Source organism: Halobacillus karajensis (genome assembly GCF_900108515.1).
In the GTDB taxonomy this organism is placed as follows: domain Bacteria; phylum Bacillota; class Bacilli; order Bacillales; family Halobacillaceae; genus Halobacillus; species Halobacillus karajensis.
On sequence record NZ_FNWW01000003.1, the window covers coordinates 196741 to 216082 of the forward strand.

Genomic DNA, 19342 nt, shown 5'->3' on the forward strand with positions numbered 1-19342 from the left:
TAAGGGTGACACATGATGAAAATGAAAAAACTCTTGCGTTTCATTCCTTTTTATAAAGTGACACAATCCATTACCGATTTAACTATAACTGGACTTTCGATGGATTCAAGGACCACAGGACCAGGGGATGTGTTTGTCTGCCTTCGCGGCGTAGATGTGGATGGTCACCGTTTTGCTCGGGAGGCGGTTAAAAAAGGGGCTGTGGCTGTGATTGCGGAAGAAACCGTAGATGTAACAGTTCCTGTTGTTTTGGTCAACGACACTTCACGCGCTCTTGCTATGGCTGCATCGGCTTATTATGGGAGCCCGTCTGAACACCTTCATGTCATAGGAGTAACAGGTACTAACGGAAAGACGAGCATTACGTATTTATTAGAGGAAATCTTTCATGAGCATAAGAAGCGGACAGGAATTATCGGAACGATCCAAGTAAATATTGCAGGGGAAACATTCCCTGTAAAAAACACCACGCCGGATGCTCTAACATTGCAGCGTTACTTCCATAAAATGCGCGGGGCAAAAGTTGAAAAAGCCATCATGGAAGTTTCTTCACACGCTTTGGATCAAGGAAGAGTGTACGGGTGTGATTTTGATATCGCCGTCTTTACGAACTTAACTCAGGATCACCTCGATTATCACGACAATTTCGACGATTATCTTCGTGCAAAGTCCCTATTGTTCGCTCAATTGGGAAATGGGTATAATAAGGAACGTGAGAAATTTGCCGTCATTAATATCGACTCTCCTCTTGCGAAGAAATTTATCCGTTCGACATCTCAAGGGCTGCTTACTTATGGTATTCATGAACAAGCGGACGTAAAAGCTGAGGAATATACCATGACGGAAACAGGTACCACTTTCATAATGACCACCCCCATCGGGGCGGTTTCTATAGAGAGTCCTCTTATGGGAATGTTTAGTATTTACAACATGCTGGCTGCAGCAAGTGCGGCCATTTTGTCCGGCGTTCCTTTAGAGACCATTCAGCGTTCTTTTCAGCAGACGAGTGGGGTAAAGGGGCGCTTTGAACCTGTAAGGGAAGGGCAGGGCTTTGGTGTGGTTATCGATTACGCCCACACTCCTGATTCCCTGAAAAACGTGTTGCAGACTCTTCGCGATCTTTGTAAAGGTTCCATTACAGTAGTGGTTGGCTGCGGAGGGGACCGGGACAGAAGCAAACGTCCTCTTATGGCACAAATGAGCATTGATTATGCAGACCTTGCCATTTTCACCAATGATAACCCGCGATCGGAAGAGCCAAGGCAGATTTTCAGAGATATGACTACACCAATTAAAGGAAAGTACCAAATTATCGAGGATCGAAGAGCAGCCATCGCTTATGCGCTAAAGCAGGCGAAAAGCGGGGACATCGTTCTTATTGCGGGAAAAGGTCATGAAACTTATCAGGAAATTAAAGGCACCCGTTATCATTTTGATGATTGCGAGGTGGCGCGTGCGATATTAAAAGAAATGAAGGAGCATCCACCATGATTTTAGAAGTAAAGGAATTAACAAAGTTATTTACAAAGCATCAAGGAGCAACAGAAGATCATATACGCATCCACTCAGTCATGACGGACAGTCGAAAGACAGCAAAGCAAAGTTTGTTCGTCCCTATTGTAGGAGAAAATTTTGATGCCCATGATTTCCTTGGAGAGGCTATCAAACAAGGCGCTGTGGCAGCATTGTGGCAGGAGGATAAACCCTTGCCCAGACTCACTCCGACAGACTTCCCTGTGTTCTTTGTTAAGGATACGACCAAAGCTCTTCAGCAAGCGGCTTCCTATTACTTAAAGAAAGTCGATCCCATAGTCGTCGGGATTACAGGGTCTAATGGCAAGACTACGACAAAGGATTTAGTGGCCTCTGTGCTCAAAACAAAATACCGGACACATAAAACAGCCGGGAATTTTAATAATCATATCGGACTCCCTCTCACCGTTCTTTCCATGGATCCAAGTACGGAAGCTGTCGTGTTGGAAATGGGAATGGATCGTGCGGGGGAAATTTCCGTTTTATCCTCTCTCGCTGAACCTGATTATGCAATCATTACAAACATTGGTGAATCTCACATCGAAAACCTGGGTTCCAGAGAAGGAATAGCGAATGCAAAACTTGAAATTACCGAGGGGCTAAACAGAGACGGAGCTCTGATTATAGATGGAGATGAAGCGCTGCTTAAAGATCAGCAAGCGGAAAAATGGACGGTGTCCTGCGGGTTTGGACAACATTTAGATTATCAGGTCACCATTCTTTCATTGACAGATGAGAGCAGTCGATTCAAAATTGGGGAGCAGGTTTATGAACTTCCAATGCCTGGAAAGCATAATGTGAAAAATGCCACATTTGTCATTGCCCTGGCTGAAAAGTTAGGGTTATCCGCAGAAGAGATTCAACAAGGTTTCCGTGAGTTGGAGATGTCGGCCATGCGTTTTGAAAAGCATGAAGGACATAACGGGGCGTTGATTATTAATGATGCCTATAATGCTTCTCCAACATCTATGAAAGCTATCATTGAAGTTGTCAGTCAATTGACATCCAAAAGCAGGAAAGTGTTAATATTAGGTGATATGTTTGAGCTGGGAGAGCAATCTGAAACCCTCCATGAAAGTGTGGCAACTGCCATTAATGAAAAAATTCAGGCGGTATATACGATTGGAAATCACTCAAACAGAATCTCAGAGGCAGTGGCTGCTCATTCCCCTGCTATTAAAACACGTCATTTTACAGATAAACAAACATTAGGTCATCACGTCCGTAATGAGTTGGCAGCGGACACCGTCGTACTGATCAAAGCTTCCAGAGGAATGAAGTTAGAAGAAATACTTAAGGATCTTGTGGATTGATCAATAGGCGATGAAGGTGCAAAAGGAGGAGAACTAATCATGAACGAATACATACTACTAATTACTATGGCTATTTCATTCGTAATTACTGTTTTGATCTCGCCGATGATCATTCCTTTTTTAAGACGATTGAAGTTTGGACAAGCCATCAGGGATGAAGGGCCAGAATCCCACCAGAAAAAATCAGGTACACCAACAATGGGCGGTGTGATGATTATTGTAGCTGTCGTCATAACCACGATTGCCGCATCTTATTGGTTTAACCCTGGCACTGGGAACACACACTTGTTCCTTGTGTTATTTGTGTTAGTGGGTTATGGATTATTAGGCTTTTTGGATGATTATATTAAAGTAGCTTTAAAAAGGAATTTGGGACTAACGTCAAAGCAAAAAATGCTTGGCCAAATCATTATAGCCCTTGTTGTTTATTTTATTCTCAGAAACTCAGATTTCCCTACGTACCTTGCAATTCCAGGGACATCTTTGGAGTTTGACCTTGGCTGGGGGTATGCGCTCCTGATTTTATTTATGCTTGTTGGAGCATCCAATGCAGTGAACTTAACGGATGGTCTTGACGGACTTTTGGCAGGAACAGCGGCCATCGCATTTGGAGCTTTCGCTATACTCTCCTGGACGGGGGATATGAACATCGAGATAACCATCTTTGCGCTGGCTATCGTTGGCGCATTGCTAGGGTTTCTTGTCTTTAACGCCCATCCGGCAAAAGTGTTTATGGGGGATACAGGATCACTTGCATTAGGTGGAGCCATTGCTATTATTGCGATTTTAACTAAGTTAGAACTCATTCTTGTTATTATTGGCGGGGTGTTTGTACTGGAAACACTCTCGGTCATTATTCAGGTTATTTCTTTCAAGACTACAGGAAAACGTGTCTTCAAAATGAGCCCACTTCATCACCACTATGAACTGAAAGGCTGGTCTGAGTGGCGTGTTGTGACGACATTCTGGACGGTAGGTCTTGTATTTGCTGTGATTGGGATTTATATTGAGGTGATGTTTGGATGAAGACTTTAACTAACTTTTCTTATCATCATGTTCTTGTACTAGGGCTTGCCAAAAGTGGAACAGCAGCAGCCCAGCTGCTTCTTGATAGCGGGGTTAATGTAAGAATCAATGATTTGAAGGCAGATAAAGAAACGCCTGAAGTCCGCGAACTTATGAAACAAGGTGCCGAGGTCATTACTGGCGGCCATCCTTTATCGGTGTTAGACCAAGTAGATTACCTTGTGAAAAATCCGGGAATTCCGTATGATAATCCCATCATATCTGAAGCGGAAAAGCGTAACATCCCAGTTGTTACAGAGGTCGAGCTCGCTGGACTTCTTCATGAAGGCCCGCTGGTTGCCGTGACAGGTTCGAATGGAAAGACAACCACAACGACATTGATTCATGAAATGATCAAATCGGATCATCAGAAAGTATCGCTTGCAGGAAATATCGGGCATGTTTCTTGTGAAGTGGCACGAAATACGGGTGAAGATGAAACAATGGTTACAGAATTATCTTCGTTCCAACTGTTAGGGACGGAGAAGTTCCGTCCGGATATATCCGTATGGCTCAATCTTTATGAAGCCCATCTGGATTATCATCATACGCTGGAGAATTATCATCAAGCGAAAGCGCAAATTACGGCCAATCAGACTCCTGCAGATACATTAGTGTACAATGCGGATGATGAAAATATAGTGAAGTTTCTACCAGATGTAAAAGCAAAACTTGTTCCTTTTTCCATCCATAAAAAAGGAGAAGGCGCCTGGTCTGATGAGACATCTATTTATTTTGAGAATGAGCGGATCATGGATAAGCAGGATATCTTACTAGTAGGGGAGCAGAACTTGCAGAATATCCTTGCAGCCGTAGCAACTGTAAAAGTGAATGGCATTCGTAACGAAGCCATACAGGACGTGTTGAAGACTTTTGCCGGTGTTGAGCACCGTCTACAGTTTGTGACAAAGAAAAATGATCGCTTGTTCTACAACGATTCAAAAGCAACGAATATCCTGGCTACTTCCTATGCCCTGAAATCTTTTGAAAACCCTGTGATTTTACTGGCAGGAGGGTTGGATCGTGGAACCGAATTTGATTCCCTGATCCCTTACCTGAATGGAGTTAAATCCCTGGTCGTGTTCGGAGAAACCGCTGATCTCCTAATCGAAACAGCGAACAAAGCAGGTATCCAGGATATGGTGAAAGTAGAAACGATGAATGAAGCTGTCCAGGAAGCTTATAAGCGTTCTGAGGAAGAGGATGTCATCCTGCTATCACCGGCGTGTGCAAGCTGGGATCAGTATCGTACTTTTGAAGAAAGAGGTCACATGTTTATCCAAGCTGTGCATAAGCTCTAATAAGGGCTTTATGCGACAAGCTTAAGCCCTGTTTTCCACTTAGATGGGAGGTAGGGCTTTTTTTATGGAAGAAAAAAAGCCGGATTTATGGTTGGTCGTTGCCATACTGGGAATCCTTATTATTGGAATTGTGATGGTGTACAGCTCTTCAAGCATATGGTCGGATTATAAATTTGATGATCCATGGTTCTATGCAAAGAGACAAATTTTATTTGCTGCTGCCGGTTTAGTAGCCATGTTTGTTTTATCTAGAATTCCTTATTATGTCTGGCATGCTCATTCAAAAATAATCCTGATTATTTGTCTTGTTTTTCTTGTGCTTGTTCTCATCCCAGGAGTCGGTATGGTTCGCGGAGGGGCACGAAGCTGGATTGGTGTAGGGATGTTCAGTATCCAGCCTTCAGAATTTATGAAACTTGGATTGATTCTCTTTTTGGCACGTTTCCTATCCGAACGGCAGAAGAGAATGAATTCCTTTCAACAAGGCTTCCTTCCAGGACTTGCCTTAATCCTTTTTCCGTTCGCTCTCATCATGTTGCAGCCTGATTTAGGAACGGGTGTTGTCATGGTCGGGACATGCCTTGTCATGATGTTTACAGCTGGAGCTCGGATTGCTCATTTTATGTGGATTGCAGGCGCTGGAGTTGCCGGAATGATTGGGCTCATAGCATCCGCACCCTATCGCATTCAGCGGATTACCGCCTTTTTACATCCTTGGGAAGACCCTTTAGGAGCAGGGTTCCAGATCATCCAATCCTTGTATGCGATTGGGCCAGGAGGCCTTTTGGGGCTTGGTCTTGGAAATAGCATGCAGAAGTTTTTCTATCTTCCTGAACCTCAGACCGACTTTATATTTGCTGTCCTCGCTGAAGAACTTGGATTCTTTGGAGGGGTGCTCGTTTTAGGACTTTTCTTTATTTTGCTGTGGAGAGGGATAAGAGCAAGTTTGCTTGCTCCGGATTTGTTCGGATCCCTTCTTGCCTTGGGAATTGTAGGTATGATCAGTATTCAGGTCATGATTAATGTGAGTGTGGTGACAGGGTTGATCCCCGTCACGGGGATCACGCTCCCTCTTGTTAGTTATGGGGGTTCTTCCCTTACGTTAACCCTCGCCTCGCTTGGGTTACTCCTCAGTGTTAGTCGTTTTTCTACAAAATAGGGAGATAGATGGAATGAAAAGGAAGCCGAATCCTCTGAAACGTACGAGGATCGGCTTCTTTTTTTATAAGCTCCTTTATCCATAACATACAGCGGCGAGATATCCTATGGGGGCGTGTTATGAGTCTCGTGATTTCTCGACTCTCCTTTTTTATAGGAAGAGTGGAAAATAAAGGATATAACCTGTAGGATAAGCGAGCTATGATGCAGGTTGGAAATAAAAACCTAAAAATAATCGTGCGAGTGAGAGTTTAACACGTGACTGTAATGGGTAAATGAATCTAGCGAAATCACTTAGTCTCCCTCGAAGTACGCTTTTTCTTGTAAAAAATAGTAGAGAAACTAGTAAAACTCTATCAATATCTCAGCACATTTTTATGATATAATGAGATACGAATAGATGTAGAGTCCAGGCTCGGCATCTCTAAGAGGAATATCATTCTTTCAAACAGCTAGAACAAACAGCGAGAGGGTGTCTAGCAATAAGGAGAAATGCCCGTTATGGAAGAGAGAAAAGTGGTTTCCATAGAAGATCGCATACCGAAATTGAAGCAGACGAGACGTAAAAAAGCGAATCGTCGCTTGATCTTGTATTTGACTATTCTTTTTTTGCTGATCGCGACGGTCATATATCTCCAGTCGCCGCTCAGCAATGTTCGTCATATAGTCGTTGATGGCGAGTATCATGTCTCGGAAGAAGAAATTCAGGAGCTTGCTGGTGTAACGACATCTACGAATTATTGGAGAGTCGATGAAGAGGAGATGAAACAGCAGATCGAGTCGCATCAAGAAATCACCTTTGCTTCCATCGACCGATCTTTTCCGAATACGGTCCGAATTGAAGTGAACGAAGCTGAAAGAATCGGCTATATCAAAAAGGATGGATCGTTCCATGCCATTCTCGAGGATGGTTCAAGACTAGAAGGCCAAACCGCTCTTCCAGGAGGGGATGCGCCTATTCTTGTTGGTTTTACTAAAGAAACTTATTTGAAAGAGATTTCCCAGGAATTGAAGGAACTACCATCAAGTGTGAGCAGCCTTATTTCAGAAATTCATTGGGACCCTCGTGATGGGAATCCGTATCAAATTCTTCTTTATATGAATGATGGGTTTCAGGTACAAGCTTCGATCCGCAGTTTTTCTGAAAAAATGCCTGCCTATCCTTCAATTGTTTCACAGCTTGATGAAGAGGCTGAAGGGATCATACATATTGATGTAGGGGCTTATTTTGAGGAAATTCCTGAGTCAGAAGAAGCTGGAGAAGAGCCTGTCGAAGGAGAAGCTGCGGGAGGAGAGTCAGAAGAATCTACTGAAGAGCCTGTCGAAGGAGAGGGCACGGTAGAAGGGGAGGAAGAGGGGACAACCGATGAAGAGACGTAAAGGGAAATCAATTATCCTTTCCCTTGTACTGCTTGTTTCTGGTTTCCTTGTGAGTTACAGCTATCAGTTGACAAAGAGCTCTCCGGAAATGATTCAACTCAATGATTCCCAGTGGGAAAAAGAATACTTCTATCAGCAGCAATTGTTGGATATGGAGAAGAAAAATAAGCAGCTTCGTGAGGAGTTAAAGGAAAAACGAAAGAACATTCAGGACATTGAAAATGAAATGGCTGATCGCGAACAAGTGGTAGCTGATTTTGTTGAGCGAAAGAAAAAACTTCAAATGTTGAATGGGGAGGTTCCTATTCAGGGGGAAGGCGTGGAGATCGTTCTCAGGGATGCAGAGTATATTCCTGATGAGGAGCAGGTCAATCAATATATTGTCCATGAAAGCCATATCCACAGTGTTGTTAATGAACTGTTAAGTGCAGGTGCGAAAGCTGTTGCCATCAATGGCCAGCGTTATATGAAGGATAGTTATATCGCTTGTACTGGTCCGGTCATTACAGTGGATGGAGTCCAGCACCCCGCACCATTTGTTATCACAGCTATAGGGGATGCGGAAGTATTGTATTCTAGTCTGAACCTGACGCAAGGGGTTGTGGATCAGCTTCGCAGTGATAATGTAGACGTGGAACTGTCAAAGGAAAATCAATTAGAAATGAAGGCAAGACTTTCCGCTGAAGGGTGAACAACATGAAAAGAAGTACACAGTGGCTTGTAGCCATTGTTTTTCTAGTGATTGGATTTATGGTGGCTGTCCAATTTCAGACGACCTCCCATGAGGCTCAGGTTAGAGAGACGAGAGATGTATGGGAAGTGCGTGAAGAATTGAAACGCCAACAGGAACAGCAGCAAGAATTGTTGGATAAGATTGCTATTGCTGATCAAACCATTGAAGATTACGACCGCTCTTCATCAAGGGATCAGCTGGAGACATTGAAAGAATCCATTGAATCCCTTGAAAATAAAATTGGTCTTAGAGAAAAAGAGGGCAAAGGGTTAGAAATGACCATCCGTCCCATTTTTGATGAGGAGGCCATAGGGCAAGAATACCCCAAAATATCTCCCCATCTGTTGAGTCGTCTTTTAAATGAACTGAACACATACGGGGCGGAAGATGTTAGTATCGGCAACGAACGTTTTACGACTTTATCGCCGATAAGGGATGTAAACGGGGCGACCTATGTGAATAACCGTCCCATCGGTTCTTTGCCAATGAGCATCAAAGTGCTTGCGAATGATGCTGAAAAGTTGCAGGATTATATGGAGGCAAGTCCGATTCAGGACATTTTCAATATTGATAATATGGAGATTATATTCGAAAGAAAAGAACAGTTGGTTCTTCCAAAGTTCGATGAACCTCTCCACTTAGAAACTTTAGAAGAAGCTGGTGGTTAATATGTGGTTGCCGCTCTTATTTCTGATCATCGGCGTGACCCTTGGCATCTTGACTGATATCCGTATCCCAGATGCTTACTCCGATTATTTATCGATCGCTGTGCTCGCCGCCTTTGATACACTCCTTGGTGGAATTAGGGCACAGTTAGAAAAAAACTTTGACGATACCGTCTTTCTGACAGGTTTCTTTTTTAACATTACGCTGGCGGCCGTGCTTGCTTTCATTGGTGTTCAATTAGGGGTTGACCTCTACCTTGCGGCTGTCTTTGCTTTCGGCGTACGTTTGTTTAGAAACCTTGCAATGATCAGACGAATGGTCATCGACCAGAAATTGCTAACGAAATTCCGAAAAAAATAAGCGTATTTAAGAGGAAAATCACGAAACACTGTGGAAAACAACATTAGGAAGAGTTTTTCACATTCCTTTCTTAGGTGTAACCTTGGAATATATCATTTCGTTTACGTTTATATTTCAAAGATTGTATTTTAAGCGTGAATTCGATATGCTTTGAACTACTTATATGGCTTGCTACAGGAGGTGCGTCACTGGTGAATCAAAATGAAATTTTAGTGAGTTTAGATATAGGCACAAGTCGAATTAAAGTGATTATAGGAGAAATTATGAATGATAACCTCAATATCATTGGGGTAGGGACAGCAAAATCGAACGGAATGAAGAAAGGCGCAATTGTAGACATTGATCAAACGGTTCAATCGATTCGTTCTGCTGTAGAACAGGCTGAGCGGATGGTCGATATGAAAATTGATCGTGTTGTTGTGGGTGTCAATGGAAACCATATTCAATTGCAGCCGTGTCATGGGGTCGTAGCTGTTTCCAGTGAAAGCCGTGAAATTGGAAACGAAGATATTACCCGAGTCATTGATGCTGCCCAGGTCGTATCGATTCCTCCAGAACGTGAAATCATTGATGTCATTCCACGTCAATTCATAGTGGATGGCCAGGACGAAATCACAGATCCTCGTGGAATGATCGGTGTCCGTCTTGAAATGGAAGGCATGATTATTACCTGTGCAAAAACCGTTTTACATAATACATTGAAATGTGTAGAACGAGCAGGTTTGGAAGTATTGGATGTTTGCTTGCAGCCGTTAGCTTCCGGGACTGTCTCGTTATCTGGTGATGAAACGAATCTAGGTGTGGCTCTTATTGATGTGGGAGGCGGCTCAACAACGATCTCCGTCTTTGAAGAAGGCCACTTGAAAGGGACAAGTATGGTTCCTTTCGGAGGGGACAATTTAACCAAAGACTTGTCCATCGGTCTAAGGACGTCCACAGAAGAAGCGGAGCAGGTGAAGTTAGAACACGGACATGCGTTTTTTGATGACGCCAATGAAGAGGAAAATTTTTCTGTTACGATTATTGGAAGTAATCGTCAACAGGCATTCAATCAATTGCAAATCTCTGATATGATTGAAGCTAGACTAGAAGAAATTTTTGTCTTTGCTGCCCAGGAAATCCAGCGAATGGGTGTTCGTGAACTGCCTGGTGGATTTGTCCTCACAGGAGGCACAATGAATATGCCGGGTGTCCTTGAATTAGCGCAAGATGTCTTCCACGCAAATGTAAGATTGGCCATACCGGATTATATTGGTGTAAGAGAACCACAGTTTACGAGTGGAGTTGGAATCTTGCAATTCGCCTATCGTAATGCGAAAATACAAGGAAAAGAGATCTTTCCATCTGTAACAGAAGATTTTCAGGAAAAACCTCAACCTAAAAAACAAAAACGTTCGACAAAACAGCAACCGAAAGAAGAAACAGAAAAGCCCGAAAAGAAAAAAGAATCAGGCTTCAGCAACCTTTTGAAGTATTTCTTTGATTAATGAACAAGTTTGAGTCGGTCGGTGGACGGACGAACCAATAAATCTTGTAATCTCGTGTATTAGGAGGAACGTAAGATGTTAGATTTTGATACAAGCATGGACCAATTGGCAACTATTAAAGTAATTGGAGTAGGTGGCGGCGGAAGTAACGCGGTCAACCGTATGATTGAGCATGGTGTTCAGGGTGTAGAGTTTATCGCCGTCAATACTGATGCCCAAGCTCTTAATCTTTCAAAAGCAGAAGTGAAAATGCAGATCGGTGGCAAACTGACACGCGGACTTGGTGCAGGAGCGAATCCGGAAGTCGGACGTAAAGCTGCCGAAGAGAGCAAAGAACAAATCGAAGAAGCCCTTCAAGGTGCAGATATGGTTTTCGTAACTGCCGGAATGGGCGGTGGAACAGGAACGGGAGCAGCTCCAGTAATTGCTCAAGTTGCAAAAGAACTGGGAGCTCTTACTGTAGGTGTCGTCACTCGTCCATTTACTTTTGAGGGACGTAAACGTTCAACACAAGCGAGTGGAGGTACAGAGAGCCTTAAAGGCGCTGTCGATACGTTAATCGTTATTCCTAACGATCGTCTTCTAGAGATTGTTGACAAGAACACGCCGATGCTTGAAGCATTCCGTGAAGCGGATAATGTTCTTCGACAAGGTGTACAAGGTATTTCAGATCTAATTGCTGTTCCAGGATTGATCAACGTAGACTTCGCAGACGTGAAGACGATTATGGTTGATAAAGGATCTGCCCTTATGGGGATTGGAATTGCAACAGGAGAAAATCGTGCAGCTGAAGCAGCGAAAAAGGCGATTTCCTCTCCTCTTCTTGAAACGTCCATTGACGGTGCACATGGTGTCCTAATGAATATCAGTGGAGGAGCGAACTTAAGTCTTTATGAAGTTCAGGAAGCGGCTGATATCGTAACATCTGCAGCAGATCAGGAAGTAAACGTCATCTTTGGTTCTGTAATCAATGAAAACTTAAAAGACGAAATCGTTGTAACAGTTATCGCAACAGGATTTGACGAAGCCCAGCTTGCTCAAGGTCAGCAGAAAAAGCGTCCTAGTATGAACACTGTCAACACACAAAAGCAAGTGGAACAACAACCGGAGCGTAACAACGTACGAGAAGAACAGCCTCCTCGTCGTCCAGCTCCACAACAACCACAACATAAACCGAATCAGGAAGAAGATACACTGGATATTCCGACATTCTTGCGTAATCGCAATCGTCGTCGATAATTCAGGCTTATTACCAACCGCCGCACGCAAAGTGTGGCGGTTTTTTATTGTTTCCTCCCATTATCTCTACCGGAATTCTTCTCCTTTTTCGAAACTTAGACTTTGATAAGGGCGCATTATTGCCAAGTAAGATGAAATGTTCTTTCCACGCTTCTACAAAACTTGCTAATGTCTAGTTCAGATTGTGACAGACTTTTCATCCGGACGGGCTTATACTTTCAGTACAGCAGTTTATAGAGGGAGGGGAGAGAGGATCATTTACCTTGATGCTGTCTGGATGCTCAACCTTTTGATGGATGCCATGATTTTATCGCTTACACAGGGGATTACAAGAGCGAAATCATCAAAGTGGAGGATGCTATCCGGAGCATTTGTCGCTTCGACAATTGTGCCAATTACCATCTATATGCCGGATTCATGGCTGGTTGGGAGTCTTGGCAAAATTATTTTCTCCATGTTTATCATTTGGGTAACTTTTTCGTACACCTCTCTCCGTGCCTTTTTTGTTCAGTGGATTAGCTTTTACTTCATCACCTTCACCATCGGTGGAAGCATGATGGGAGTTCATTATTTCCTGGCTACAGAAATCAGCTTACAAGGGGGTTCGGTCGTAACATTTAGTGGAGGTTATGGAGACCCGGTCAGTTGGTTGTTTGTAATTATAGGATTTCCTTGTTCTTACTTTTTCACAAAGTGGCGGTTGAACCAGGTTAGTGTCCATAAGATGAAATTGGAGGACATTTATGATGTGACTGTGGAATGGAATGGTCGTACGGCTCGTTGCAAAGGGCTGGTGGATAGTGGAAACCAACTGATTGATCCAGTCAGCCGCAAAATGGTGTTTCTCGCTGATTCTTTTGTATGGGCCCACTTTTTTTCAGAAGAACAGCTGGAACAATTGAATGTAGATAATATTATGACAGCGCTCGGGGATTTGCCTGATGAAGTTCAGTCATCTATTCGACTGGTCCCCTATCAGGCCGCTGGTGTCAGTGGTCAGCTGCTTGTCACCATCCTTGTAGACAAAATTACGGTCAAAACTGAAAATGGGGACTTAGAAATGAAATCACCGCTTTTAGGTGTGCAGCATCAGGATTTGACACAGGATCGTCTATATCAAATGCTTATTCATCCACATTTGATGGTAAAAGGGAAAACAGCTTGATCCAGGAGGGGGATTCAATGTTCAGATGGTTCTTTAAGGCGCGGCTGTGGTATTATCGATTACTTATGAAACTCGGCATTAAACAAGATGAAATCTATTATATTGGCGGAAGTGAGGCGCTGCCTCCGCCATTGTCGAGAGAAGAAGAGAGAGAATTGCTTGAGCGTCTTCCTAAAGGGGATAAAGCAGCTCGGGCAATGTTAATTGAGCGTAATTTACGCTTGGTGGTCTATATAGCCCGAAAGTTTGAAAACACAGGGTTGAATATCGAAGATTTAATCAGTATCGGAACCATCGGGCTGATTAAAGCTGTGAATACGTTTGATCCAGAGAAGAAAATAAAACTGGCAACTTATGCTTCCCGTTGTATTGAAAATGAAATCCTCATGCACCTTCGAAAAAGCAATAAGCTGAAGACAGAAGTATCTTTTGATGAACCCTTGAACGTCGACTGGGATGGCAACGAACTTCTTTTGTCTGATATTCTAGGGACGGATGAGGATTTGATTACCAAAGGAATCGAAAAGAAAATTGATAAGAAACTTCTCAAATCAGCCCTTGAACAGTTGAACGACCGTGAGAAACAAATCATGGAACTGCGTTTCGGATTGATTGGAAAAAAAGAAAAAACACAAAAAGATGTGGCAGACATGATGGGGATTTCACAGTCTTATATATCAAGGCTTGAAAAGAAAATCATCCGTCGTTTGCAACGCGAATTCGACAAAATGGTCTAACAGACGACAAATTGTGAATGCATAATTTTCCCTCCCAGGGAGATACTGAGGACTGATTACAGCTTCCTGGGAGGGTCTTACATTGACACGACATAAAGTAGAGATATGCGGCGTAGATACATCAAAACTTCCGGTACTAAAAAATGCAGAAATGAGAGACCTGTTTGAACGCTTGCAAAGCGGTGAGATTGAGGCAAGGGAACAACTAGTGAATGGCAACCTCCGCTTAGTCCTGTCGGTCATTCAGCGTTTTAACAACCGTGGTGAATATGGCGATGATTTGTTCCAAGTGGGATGCATCGGCCTTATGAAATCCATCGACAATTTTGATTTAAGCCATAATGTGAAATTTTCTACTTACGCTGTACCCATGATCATTGGAGAAATCCGCAGATACCTAAGAGATAATAATCCGATACGAGTGTCACGTTCTTTAAGAGATACGGCCTATAAGGCTTTGCAAATGCGAGAGAAGATGATCAGTGAAACAAACAAAGATCCAGCTCCACATGAAATTGCGGAACGTATGGGAGTCCCGCACGAAGATGTAGTCTTTGCGATGGATGCCATTCAGGATCCTGTGTCGCTTTTTGAGCCTATTTATAATGATGGCGGCGATCCTATTTTCGTTGTCGACCAATTGAAGGATGATCGTGAAAAGGATTCTGTCTGGTTAGATGAACTATCGCTGAGAGAAGGAATGAAGAAACTGAACGACCGGGAAAATATGATTTTGACGAAGCGATTCTTCCAAGGAAAAACGCAAATGGAAGTCGCAGAAGAGATTGGGATCTCTCAGGCTCAAGTGTCCCGGTTAGAAAAAGCAGCCATTAAAGAAATGAATTCATCGATGTTCCAATAAAAGATGAGCGCTTCTGCTTTAGCAGGAGCGTTTTTTTATGTTCAAAGTCTTCTAAAGAGTACGGCAGAGGAATAGGAGGATAAGAAAGGATTTGATGAAACGAAAGTTTGGGGATCGCCTCTCCTTCTATGGACGTGTTGCAGAAGGATATTTTCTGAAGGCCAATGTAGCTTTCCCATTCAGCTTTTTCTAAAATGGAGTTTCTGTGCATATAGTGGGGTAAGGAGTGTGAGGAAAATGAAAATCACTGAACTACAAATGAAAGATGTCATCGCTATGGAAACTGGGGAGCGACTTGGCTATATCAGTGACCTTGATATTGATACACAAAAAGGCCGTTTAAAAGGGGTCGTCCTCACGTTGAAAGGAAAAGCAATGGGTTTTTTTGGAAAAGAAGAAGAGATGACCATTCCTTGGGATCAAATTATTAATATCGGGGCAGATGTAATCCTTGTGAAGAAATCAGCATATAAAGGGATTTCCACCTCCCAAAAGACAGATTCAGACGAATAAGACAAGAAATTAGATGAAAAATGTGTTAAAATGGAGGGAAATTGAGGTGGTGTTGAAATGGAACCTTTTATAAAGCATACCATCAGGCAGATGTCCTGTTTCGATCCCCACCTGAGAGTGACTGCTGGTTTGACGACACGCCAGGGTGGAAAGAGTGAAGCCCCTTTCGATACATTGAATATGGGGCTCCATGTATCTGATAACAAAAATACGGTTATACAAAATAGACGTTTACTGGCCAAAGAACTGGGAGTTCCTTTAGAACAGTGGGTAATTGGAGAACAGGTGCACGGGACGAAGGTTGAAACCGTCGATCATACCCATGCTGGTGCAGGTGCTGTATCGATGGCTTCAGCCTTGCAGGGGGTGGATGGTTTAATTACCAACGACAACAATCTAGTGCTCGGTGCTTTTTTCGCTGATTGTGTTCCACTATACTTTTATGATCCGAAAACAAAGTGGATTGGTATCGCTCATGCGGGTTGGAGAGGTACGGTGAACGGAATGGGCCCGAAGATGATTGAAGCTCTTCAAGAAAAGGGCTCTCAGCTTGAGAATATTAAAGTGGTCATCGGACCATCGATAGGGATGAATCATTATGAAGTCGATGAACATGTCATCAACCATATCCCGGCTGTTTATAAAAATCAATGTGTGGTTGAACACGAAAACGGGAAATATCAACTAGCCTTGAAAAGTCTTCACTACCAGTTAATGATAGATAAAGGGTTAAAAGAAGAAAATATTCAACGATCAGACTTTTGTACATACGAGGAAAATGAATTATTTTATTCCCATCGGCGCGATCAAGGGAAGACAGGGCGGATGCTGGGTTTTATTACGCTCCGTACTTGATGAGGCGGGAAGGAGTTCAGACATGTCGGTTGCAGACAATTTAGCAAAAATCGAAAAACAAATCGAACAAGCTTGTAAAACCAGTGGACGATCAAGAAATGACATTACAATCATAGCCGTTACGAAATATGTATCCACTGAACGCGCGCAGGAAGCCGTTCAGGCAGGTCTTACTCATTTAGGTGAAAATCGGAAAGAGGGATTGCTTGAAAAATATGAAACGATTGGGGTTGAAGCTGATTGGCACTTCATCGGAACATTACAATCCCGGAAAGTGAAGGATATTGTTGGACAAGTGTCCATGATACACTCTCTTGATCGAAAGTCTTTGGCAAAGGAGATTAACAAAAGAGCCCCTTCACCAGTTCCTTGTTTCGTCCAGGTGAACATCAGCGAGGAAGAGTCCAAACATGGGCTGGACGCTTCAGAAGTGGAAGGTTTTATAGAAATGATGAGTACCTATGAAAATGTTAAAATAGTGGGTTTGATGACAATGGCGCCTCATACAGAGGACGAGGAAAAACTCCGTGGTGTTTTCCGTCAGCTGAGGGCCTTAAGAGACAGAATAAGAGATAAACGGTACCCACATGCCCCTTGTGAATATTTATCTATGGGAATGAGCAATGACTACGTTCTGGCGATTGAAGAAGGTGCGACTCATATCCGCTTAGGTTCCAGTCTTGTCGGTGAATAAAATATAAAATCAGAGGTGATGAAAATGAGCATGAAGAATAAATTTCGTTCTTTTTTCACGTTAGATGATGAATATGAGTATATTGAAGAAGAAGTGGAGGACGAGTTGGAAGAGGAACCGGCCCAAAGACAACGGAGTACGAAGAGACAGGATCAGGGAAACGTTGTGAGCCTGAAAAGTGCGAAATCTTCGTCTAAGATGGTGCTGAGTGAGCCAAGCAGTTATAATGAAGCTCAAAATATCGCAGATCAGCTCGTAAGCCGCAGGGCTGTTGTGATTAATTTACAGCGTGTGGATCATCATCAGGCGAAGCGCATTGTAGATTTTTTAAGTGGAACCGTATATGCTATAGGTGGAGATATTCAGAAGCTTGGGACGCAAACCTTCCTATGTACTCCGGATAATGTAGAAATATCAGGTTCGATATCGGAAATGATGGCACAAGAAGACGATGACATGAATAGAAGGTGGTAAGACATGACGTTTTTGTTTCAGATTTTAATGACAGCTTTACAAATTTACAGTTGGATTCTCATCATTTATATCTTGATGTCCTGGTTCCCGGGTGCAAGAGAATCCAGATTTGGGGAAGTATTTTCACGATTGGCTGAACCATTTTTAGAGCCGTTCCGAAAGATTATCCCTCCTCTTGGCATGATTGATATCTCTCCAATTGTGGCCATTCTTGTCCTTAATTTTGCGCGTGCTGGTTTAGGAGAGTTATATTATATGATTATGGGACTATAAGACGAGGAACAGATCATAGAGCACCTTCGTATGCTCTCACATCTGTTCCTTTGGTAGTTATGGAGGGTTTTTAGTTGGACATTTATCAGCATTTTCGTAAGGAAGAACAGCCGTTCATTGACCAGGTACTATCTTGGCGGGAGGATGTGGCTTTAAAATATCAGCGGAAACTCACAGACTTTCTGGATCCTCGGGAGCAAATGATCTTGAAGGCCATTATGGGGAGCGATGCTGATCTTATCTATGGGCTTCAAGGAGGGGCGGACGCTAGTGAACGTAAACGTGCTATTCTTGCCCCTGAATATGAAAGAATTGAAAAAGATGATTACCAATTAACCTTACTAGAAGCTTCTTATCCACAGAAATTTGTAAACCTTGAACATAGAGACGTGCTTGGAGCCTTTATGTCCCTCGGGATTCGCCGGGAAAAAATAGGCGATCTAATTGTTCAAGATGGAATCATACAAATGATAGCTGCTTCAGAAATTAGTGATTATATCAAAATGAACCTCACGGGTATTAAGCGTTCCAATGTGCAGTTTGAGGAAAAGCCTCTTTCCTTGAAAATGGAAAGTAAAGAAACATGGTCCACTCGAGAGACTACTGTATCATCTTTACGTCTTGATGTGATGGTGAAAGAGATCTACGGTATGTCGCGAAATAAAGCCTCCATGTTTATTGAAGGTGGACATGTAAAGGTCAATTTCCGTACTGTGGAAGACCCTTCTTTTTCTCTGGAAGAAGGAGACCTTATTTCTTTGAGAGGAAAAGGGAGAAGCCGTCTGGATGAAATCTTTGGACAGACAAAGAAAGACAAATATAAAGTCATGACAGCAAAATTAAATTAATGAATAATAGAAGCAGGATAAAGTAGGTTCCTGTCGAATTCATAAAGTATATAGAAGTGTTTAGGAGGTGGATGGTGTGCCATTAACACCACTGGATATTCATAATAAAGAATTTACGCGCGGTTTCAGAGGCTATGATGAAGATGAAGTCAATGAATTTCTTGATCAAGTGATTAAAGATTATGAGATTGTCATTCGCCAAAAGAAGGAGCTTGAGCGTGAAGTAAGTCAACTGAATGAACGTCTCGGTCATTTTAATGATATTGAAACGACGCTGAACAAATCGATTCTAGTCGCACAGGAAACGGCAGAAGATGTTAAAAACAGTGCGAATAAAGAATCGAAGCTAATCATTAAAGAGGCGGAGAAAAACGCGGACCGTATCATCAATGAAGCACTTGAGAAGTCACGCCGAATAAATATTGAAGTGGAAGACATGAAAAAACAGGCCAAAGTATTCAAAACCCGTCTGCGTATGCTTGTAGAAGCTCAAATCGATATGATCGACAATGATGATTGGGATCATTTATTCGATACTGAATTGGATGATGAGAAAGAAGTGGAGCGTAAGATGGAGGAAGAGTACAGTTCCCAAACTTAAAACTGGATTGTACATACACCTGTCCCAGGTGCCGTTCACTAGAGCGGCACTTTTTTTATAGCGCTCTTTTTCTTACCATGAAACA

At 42.8% G+C, this 19342-nt stretch carries 21 protein-coding genes; all 21 read left to right on the plus strand.

Features of this window, described 5'->3' with window-relative positions:
• Positions 1 to 15: 15 nt before the first annotated feature.
• Positions 16 to 1491, plus strand: a complete 1476-nt coding sequence (locus tag BLW54_RS08215; protein WP_074733908.1) for a UDP-N-acetylmuramoyl-L-alanyl-D-glutamate--2,6-diaminopimelate ligase — start codon at positions 16 to 18, stop codon at positions 1489 to 1491.
• The gene (locus BLW54_RS08220) at positions 1488 to 2846 is read left to right on the plus strand and encodes a UDP-N-acetylmuramoyl-tripeptide--D-alanyl-D-alanine ligase (protein ID WP_035505526.1); all 1359 of its coding nucleotides are present in this window, start codon (positions 1488 to 1490) and stop codon (positions 2844 to 2846) included. The genes BLW54_RS08215 and BLW54_RS08220 overlap by 4 nt, the downstream gene beginning before the upstream one ends.
• A gap of 39 nt (positions 2847 to 2885) precedes the next feature.
• Positions 2886 to 3872 (plus strand): phospho-N-acetylmuramoyl-pentapeptide-transferase, encoded by a 987-nt coding sequence (gene mraY / locus BLW54_RS08225; RefSeq protein ID WP_035505524.1) that lies wholly within the window; start codon positions 2886 to 2888, stop codon positions 3870 to 3872.
• Positions 3869 to 5212, plus strand: coding sequence for a UDP-N-acetylmuramoyl-L-alanine--D-glutamate ligase (gene murD, locus BLW54_RS08230; protein WP_074733910.1), 1344 nt, complete (start codon positions 3869 to 3871; stop codon positions 5210 to 5212). The genes mraY and murD overlap by 4 nt, the downstream gene beginning before the upstream one ends.
• 64 nt (positions 5213 to 5276) lie before the next feature.
• The gene (gene spoVE, locus BLW54_RS08235) at positions 5277 to 6371 is read left to right on the plus strand and encodes a stage V sporulation protein E (RefSeq protein ID WP_074733912.1); all 1095 of its coding nucleotides are present in this window, start codon (positions 5277 to 5279) and stop codon (positions 6369 to 6371) included.
• Positions 6372 to 6871: 500 nt separating this feature from the next.
• Complete coding sequence (locus BLW54_RS08240) at positions 6872 to 7750, plus strand: cell division protein FtsQ/DivIB (protein ID WP_074733914.1); 879 nt, start codon at positions 6872 to 6874, stop codon at positions 7748 to 7750.
• On the plus strand, positions 7737 to 8441 hold the full coding sequence (locus tag BLW54_RS08245; protein ID WP_035505512.1) for a DUF881 domain-containing protein: 705 nt from the start codon (positions 7737 to 7739) through the stop codon (positions 8439 to 8441). Before BLW54_RS08240 ends, BLW54_RS08245 begins: the two co-directional genes overlap by 14 nt.
• A gap of 5 nt (positions 8442 to 8446) precedes the next feature.
• A complete protein-coding gene (locus BLW54_RS08250; protein WP_074733916.1) occupies positions 8447 to 9151 on the plus strand; it encodes a DUF881 domain-containing protein in 705 nt (234 codons plus the stop codon).
• A gap of 1 nt (position 9152) precedes the next feature.
• On the plus strand, positions 9153 to 9509 hold the full coding sequence (locus BLW54_RS08255; protein ID WP_074733918.1) for a small basic family protein: 357 nt from the start codon (positions 9153 to 9155) through the stop codon (positions 9507 to 9509).
• Between the two features lie 191 nt (positions 9510 to 9700).
• Positions 9701 to 10996 carry a cell division protein FtsA gene (gene ftsA / locus BLW54_RS08260; RefSeq protein WP_074733920.1) on the plus strand — a complete coding sequence of 432 codons (1296 nt, stop codon included), beginning with the start codon at positions 9701 to 9703 and terminating at the stop codon, positions 10994 to 10996.
• A gap of 75 nt (positions 10997 to 11071) precedes the next feature.
• Positions 11072 to 12235: a cell division protein FtsZ gene (gene ftsZ, locus BLW54_RS08265; RefSeq protein WP_035505505.1), complete on the plus strand. Its 1164-nt coding sequence runs from the start codon at positions 11072 to 11074 to the stop codon at positions 12233 to 12235.
• A 184-nt stretch (positions 12236 to 12419) separates the two neighbouring features.
• Positions 12420 to 13400: a sigma-E processing peptidase SpoIIGA gene (spoIIGA, locus tag BLW54_RS08270; RefSeq protein WP_279626541.1), complete on the plus strand. Its 981-nt coding sequence runs from the start codon at positions 12420 to 12422 to the stop codon at positions 13398 to 13400.
• Between the two features lie 17 nt (positions 13401 to 13417).
• Positions 13418 to 14137 (plus strand): RNA polymerase sporulation sigma factor SigE, encoded by a 720-nt coding sequence (gene sigE / locus BLW54_RS08275; protein WP_035505503.1) that lies wholly within the window; start codon positions 13418 to 13420, stop codon positions 14135 to 14137.
• An 82-nt stretch (positions 14138 to 14219) separates the two neighbouring features.
• Positions 14220 to 14999 carry an RNA polymerase sporulation sigma factor SigG gene (sigG, locus tag BLW54_RS08280; protein ID WP_035505501.1) on the plus strand — a complete coding sequence of 260 codons (780 nt, stop codon included), beginning with the start codon at positions 14220 to 14222 and terminating at the stop codon, positions 14997 to 14999.
• A 237-nt stretch (positions 15000 to 15236) separates the two neighbouring features.
• Positions 15237 to 15512: a YlmC/YmxH family sporulation protein gene (locus tag BLW54_RS08285; RefSeq protein WP_035505500.1), complete on the plus strand. Its 276-nt coding sequence runs from the start codon at positions 15237 to 15239 to the stop codon at positions 15510 to 15512.
• Positions 15513 to 15569: 57 nt separating this feature from the next.
• Positions 15570 to 16367: a peptidoglycan editing factor PgeF gene (gene pgeF, locus BLW54_RS08290; protein ID WP_074733924.1), complete on the plus strand. Its 798-nt coding sequence runs from the start codon at positions 15570 to 15572 to the stop codon at positions 16365 to 16367.
• Between the two features lie 22 nt (positions 16368 to 16389).
• Positions 16390 to 17061 carry a YggS family pyridoxal phosphate-dependent enzyme gene (locus BLW54_RS08295; protein ID WP_074733926.1) on the plus strand — a complete coding sequence of 224 codons (672 nt, stop codon included), beginning with the start codon at positions 16390 to 16392 and terminating at the stop codon, positions 17059 to 17061.
• 24 nt (positions 17062 to 17085) lie between these two features.
• Entirely contained in the window at positions 17086 to 17535 is a 450-nt protein-coding gene (locus BLW54_RS08300; RefSeq protein WP_035505496.1) for a cell division protein SepF, read from the plus strand.
• Positions 17536 to 17538: 3 nt separating this feature from the next.
• Positions 17539 to 17808, plus strand: a complete 270-nt coding sequence (locus tag BLW54_RS08305; protein ID WP_035505494.1) for a YggT family protein — start codon at positions 17539 to 17541, stop codon at positions 17806 to 17808.
• A 74-nt stretch (positions 17809 to 17882) separates the two neighbouring features.
• On the plus strand, positions 17883 to 18656 hold the full coding sequence (locus tag BLW54_RS08310; protein WP_074733928.1) for a YlmH family RNA-binding protein: 774 nt from the start codon (positions 17883 to 17885) through the stop codon (positions 18654 to 18656).
• A gap of 76 nt (positions 18657 to 18732) precedes the next feature.
• Complete coding sequence (locus BLW54_RS08315; RefSeq protein ID WP_035505490.1) at positions 18733 to 19257, plus strand: DivIVA domain-containing protein; 525 nt, start codon at positions 18733 to 18735, stop codon at positions 19255 to 19257.
• The last annotated feature ends 85 nt before the right edge of the window (positions 19258 to 19342 follow it).

What these genes read in the sequence shown, in the direction of transcription:
- BLW54_RS08300 (WP_035505496.1), top strand. Translation starts at nt 17,086, where the DNA reads ATGAGCATGAAGAATAAATTTCGTTCTTTTTTCACGTTAGATGATGAA.
- BLW54_RS08245 (WP_035505512.1), top strand. Translation starts at nt 7,737, where the DNA reads ATGAAGAGACGTAAAGGGAAATCAATTATCCTTTCCCTTGTACTGCTT.
- BLW54_RS08220 (WP_035505526.1), top strand. Translation starts at nt 1,488, where the DNA reads ATGATTTTAGAAGTAAAGGAATTAACAAAGTTATTTACAAAGCATCAA.
- sigE (WP_035505503.1), top strand. Translation starts at nt 13,418, where the DNA reads ATGTTCAGATGGTTCTTTAAGGCGCGGCTGTGGTATTATCGATTACTT.
- BLW54_RS08240 (WP_074733914.1), top strand. Translation starts at nt 6,872, where the DNA reads ATGGAAGAGAGAAAAGTGGTTTCCATAGAAGATCGCATACCGAAATTG.
- BLW54_RS08285 (WP_035505500.1), top strand. Translation starts at nt 15,237, where the DNA reads ATGAAAATCACTGAACTACAAATGAAAGATGTCATCGCTATGGAAACT.
- pgeF (WP_074733924.1), top strand. Translation starts at nt 15,570, where the DNA reads ATGGAACCTTTTATAAAGCATACCATCAGGCAGATGTCCTGTTTCGAT.
- murD (WP_074733910.1), top strand. Translation starts at nt 3,869, where the DNA reads ATGAAGACTTTAACTAACTTTTCTTATCATCATGTTCTTGTACTAGGG.
- BLW54_RS08250 (WP_074733916.1), top strand. Translation starts at nt 8,447, where the DNA reads ATGAAAAGAAGTACACAGTGGCTTGTAGCCATTGTTTTTCTAGTGATT.
- spoVE (WP_074733912.1), top strand. Translation starts at nt 5,277, where the DNA reads ATGGAAGAAAAAAAGCCGGATTTATGGTTGGTCGTTGCCATACTGGGA.
- BLW54_RS08305 (WP_035505494.1), top strand. Translation starts at nt 17,539, where the DNA reads ATGACGTTTTTGTTTCAGATTTTAATGACAGCTTTACAAATTTACAGT.
- BLW54_RS08215 (WP_074733908.1), top strand. Translation starts at nt 16, where the DNA reads ATGAAAATGAAAAAACTCTTGCGTTTCATTCCTTTTTATAAAGTGACA.
- BLW54_RS08255 (WP_074733918.1), top strand. Translation starts at nt 9,153, where the DNA reads ATGTGGTTGCCGCTCTTATTTCTGATCATCGGCGTGACCCTTGGCATC.
- ftsZ (WP_035505505.1), top strand. Translation starts at nt 11,072, where the DNA reads ATGTTAGATTTTGATACAAGCATGGACCAATTGGCAACTATTAAAGTA.
- mraY (WP_035505524.1), top strand. Translation starts at nt 2,886, where the DNA reads ATGAACGAATACATACTACTAATTACTATGGCTATTTCATTCGTAATT.
- BLW54_RS08295 (WP_074733926.1), top strand. Translation starts at nt 16,390, where the DNA reads ATGTCGGTTGCAGACAATTTAGCAAAAATCGAAAAACAAATCGAACAA.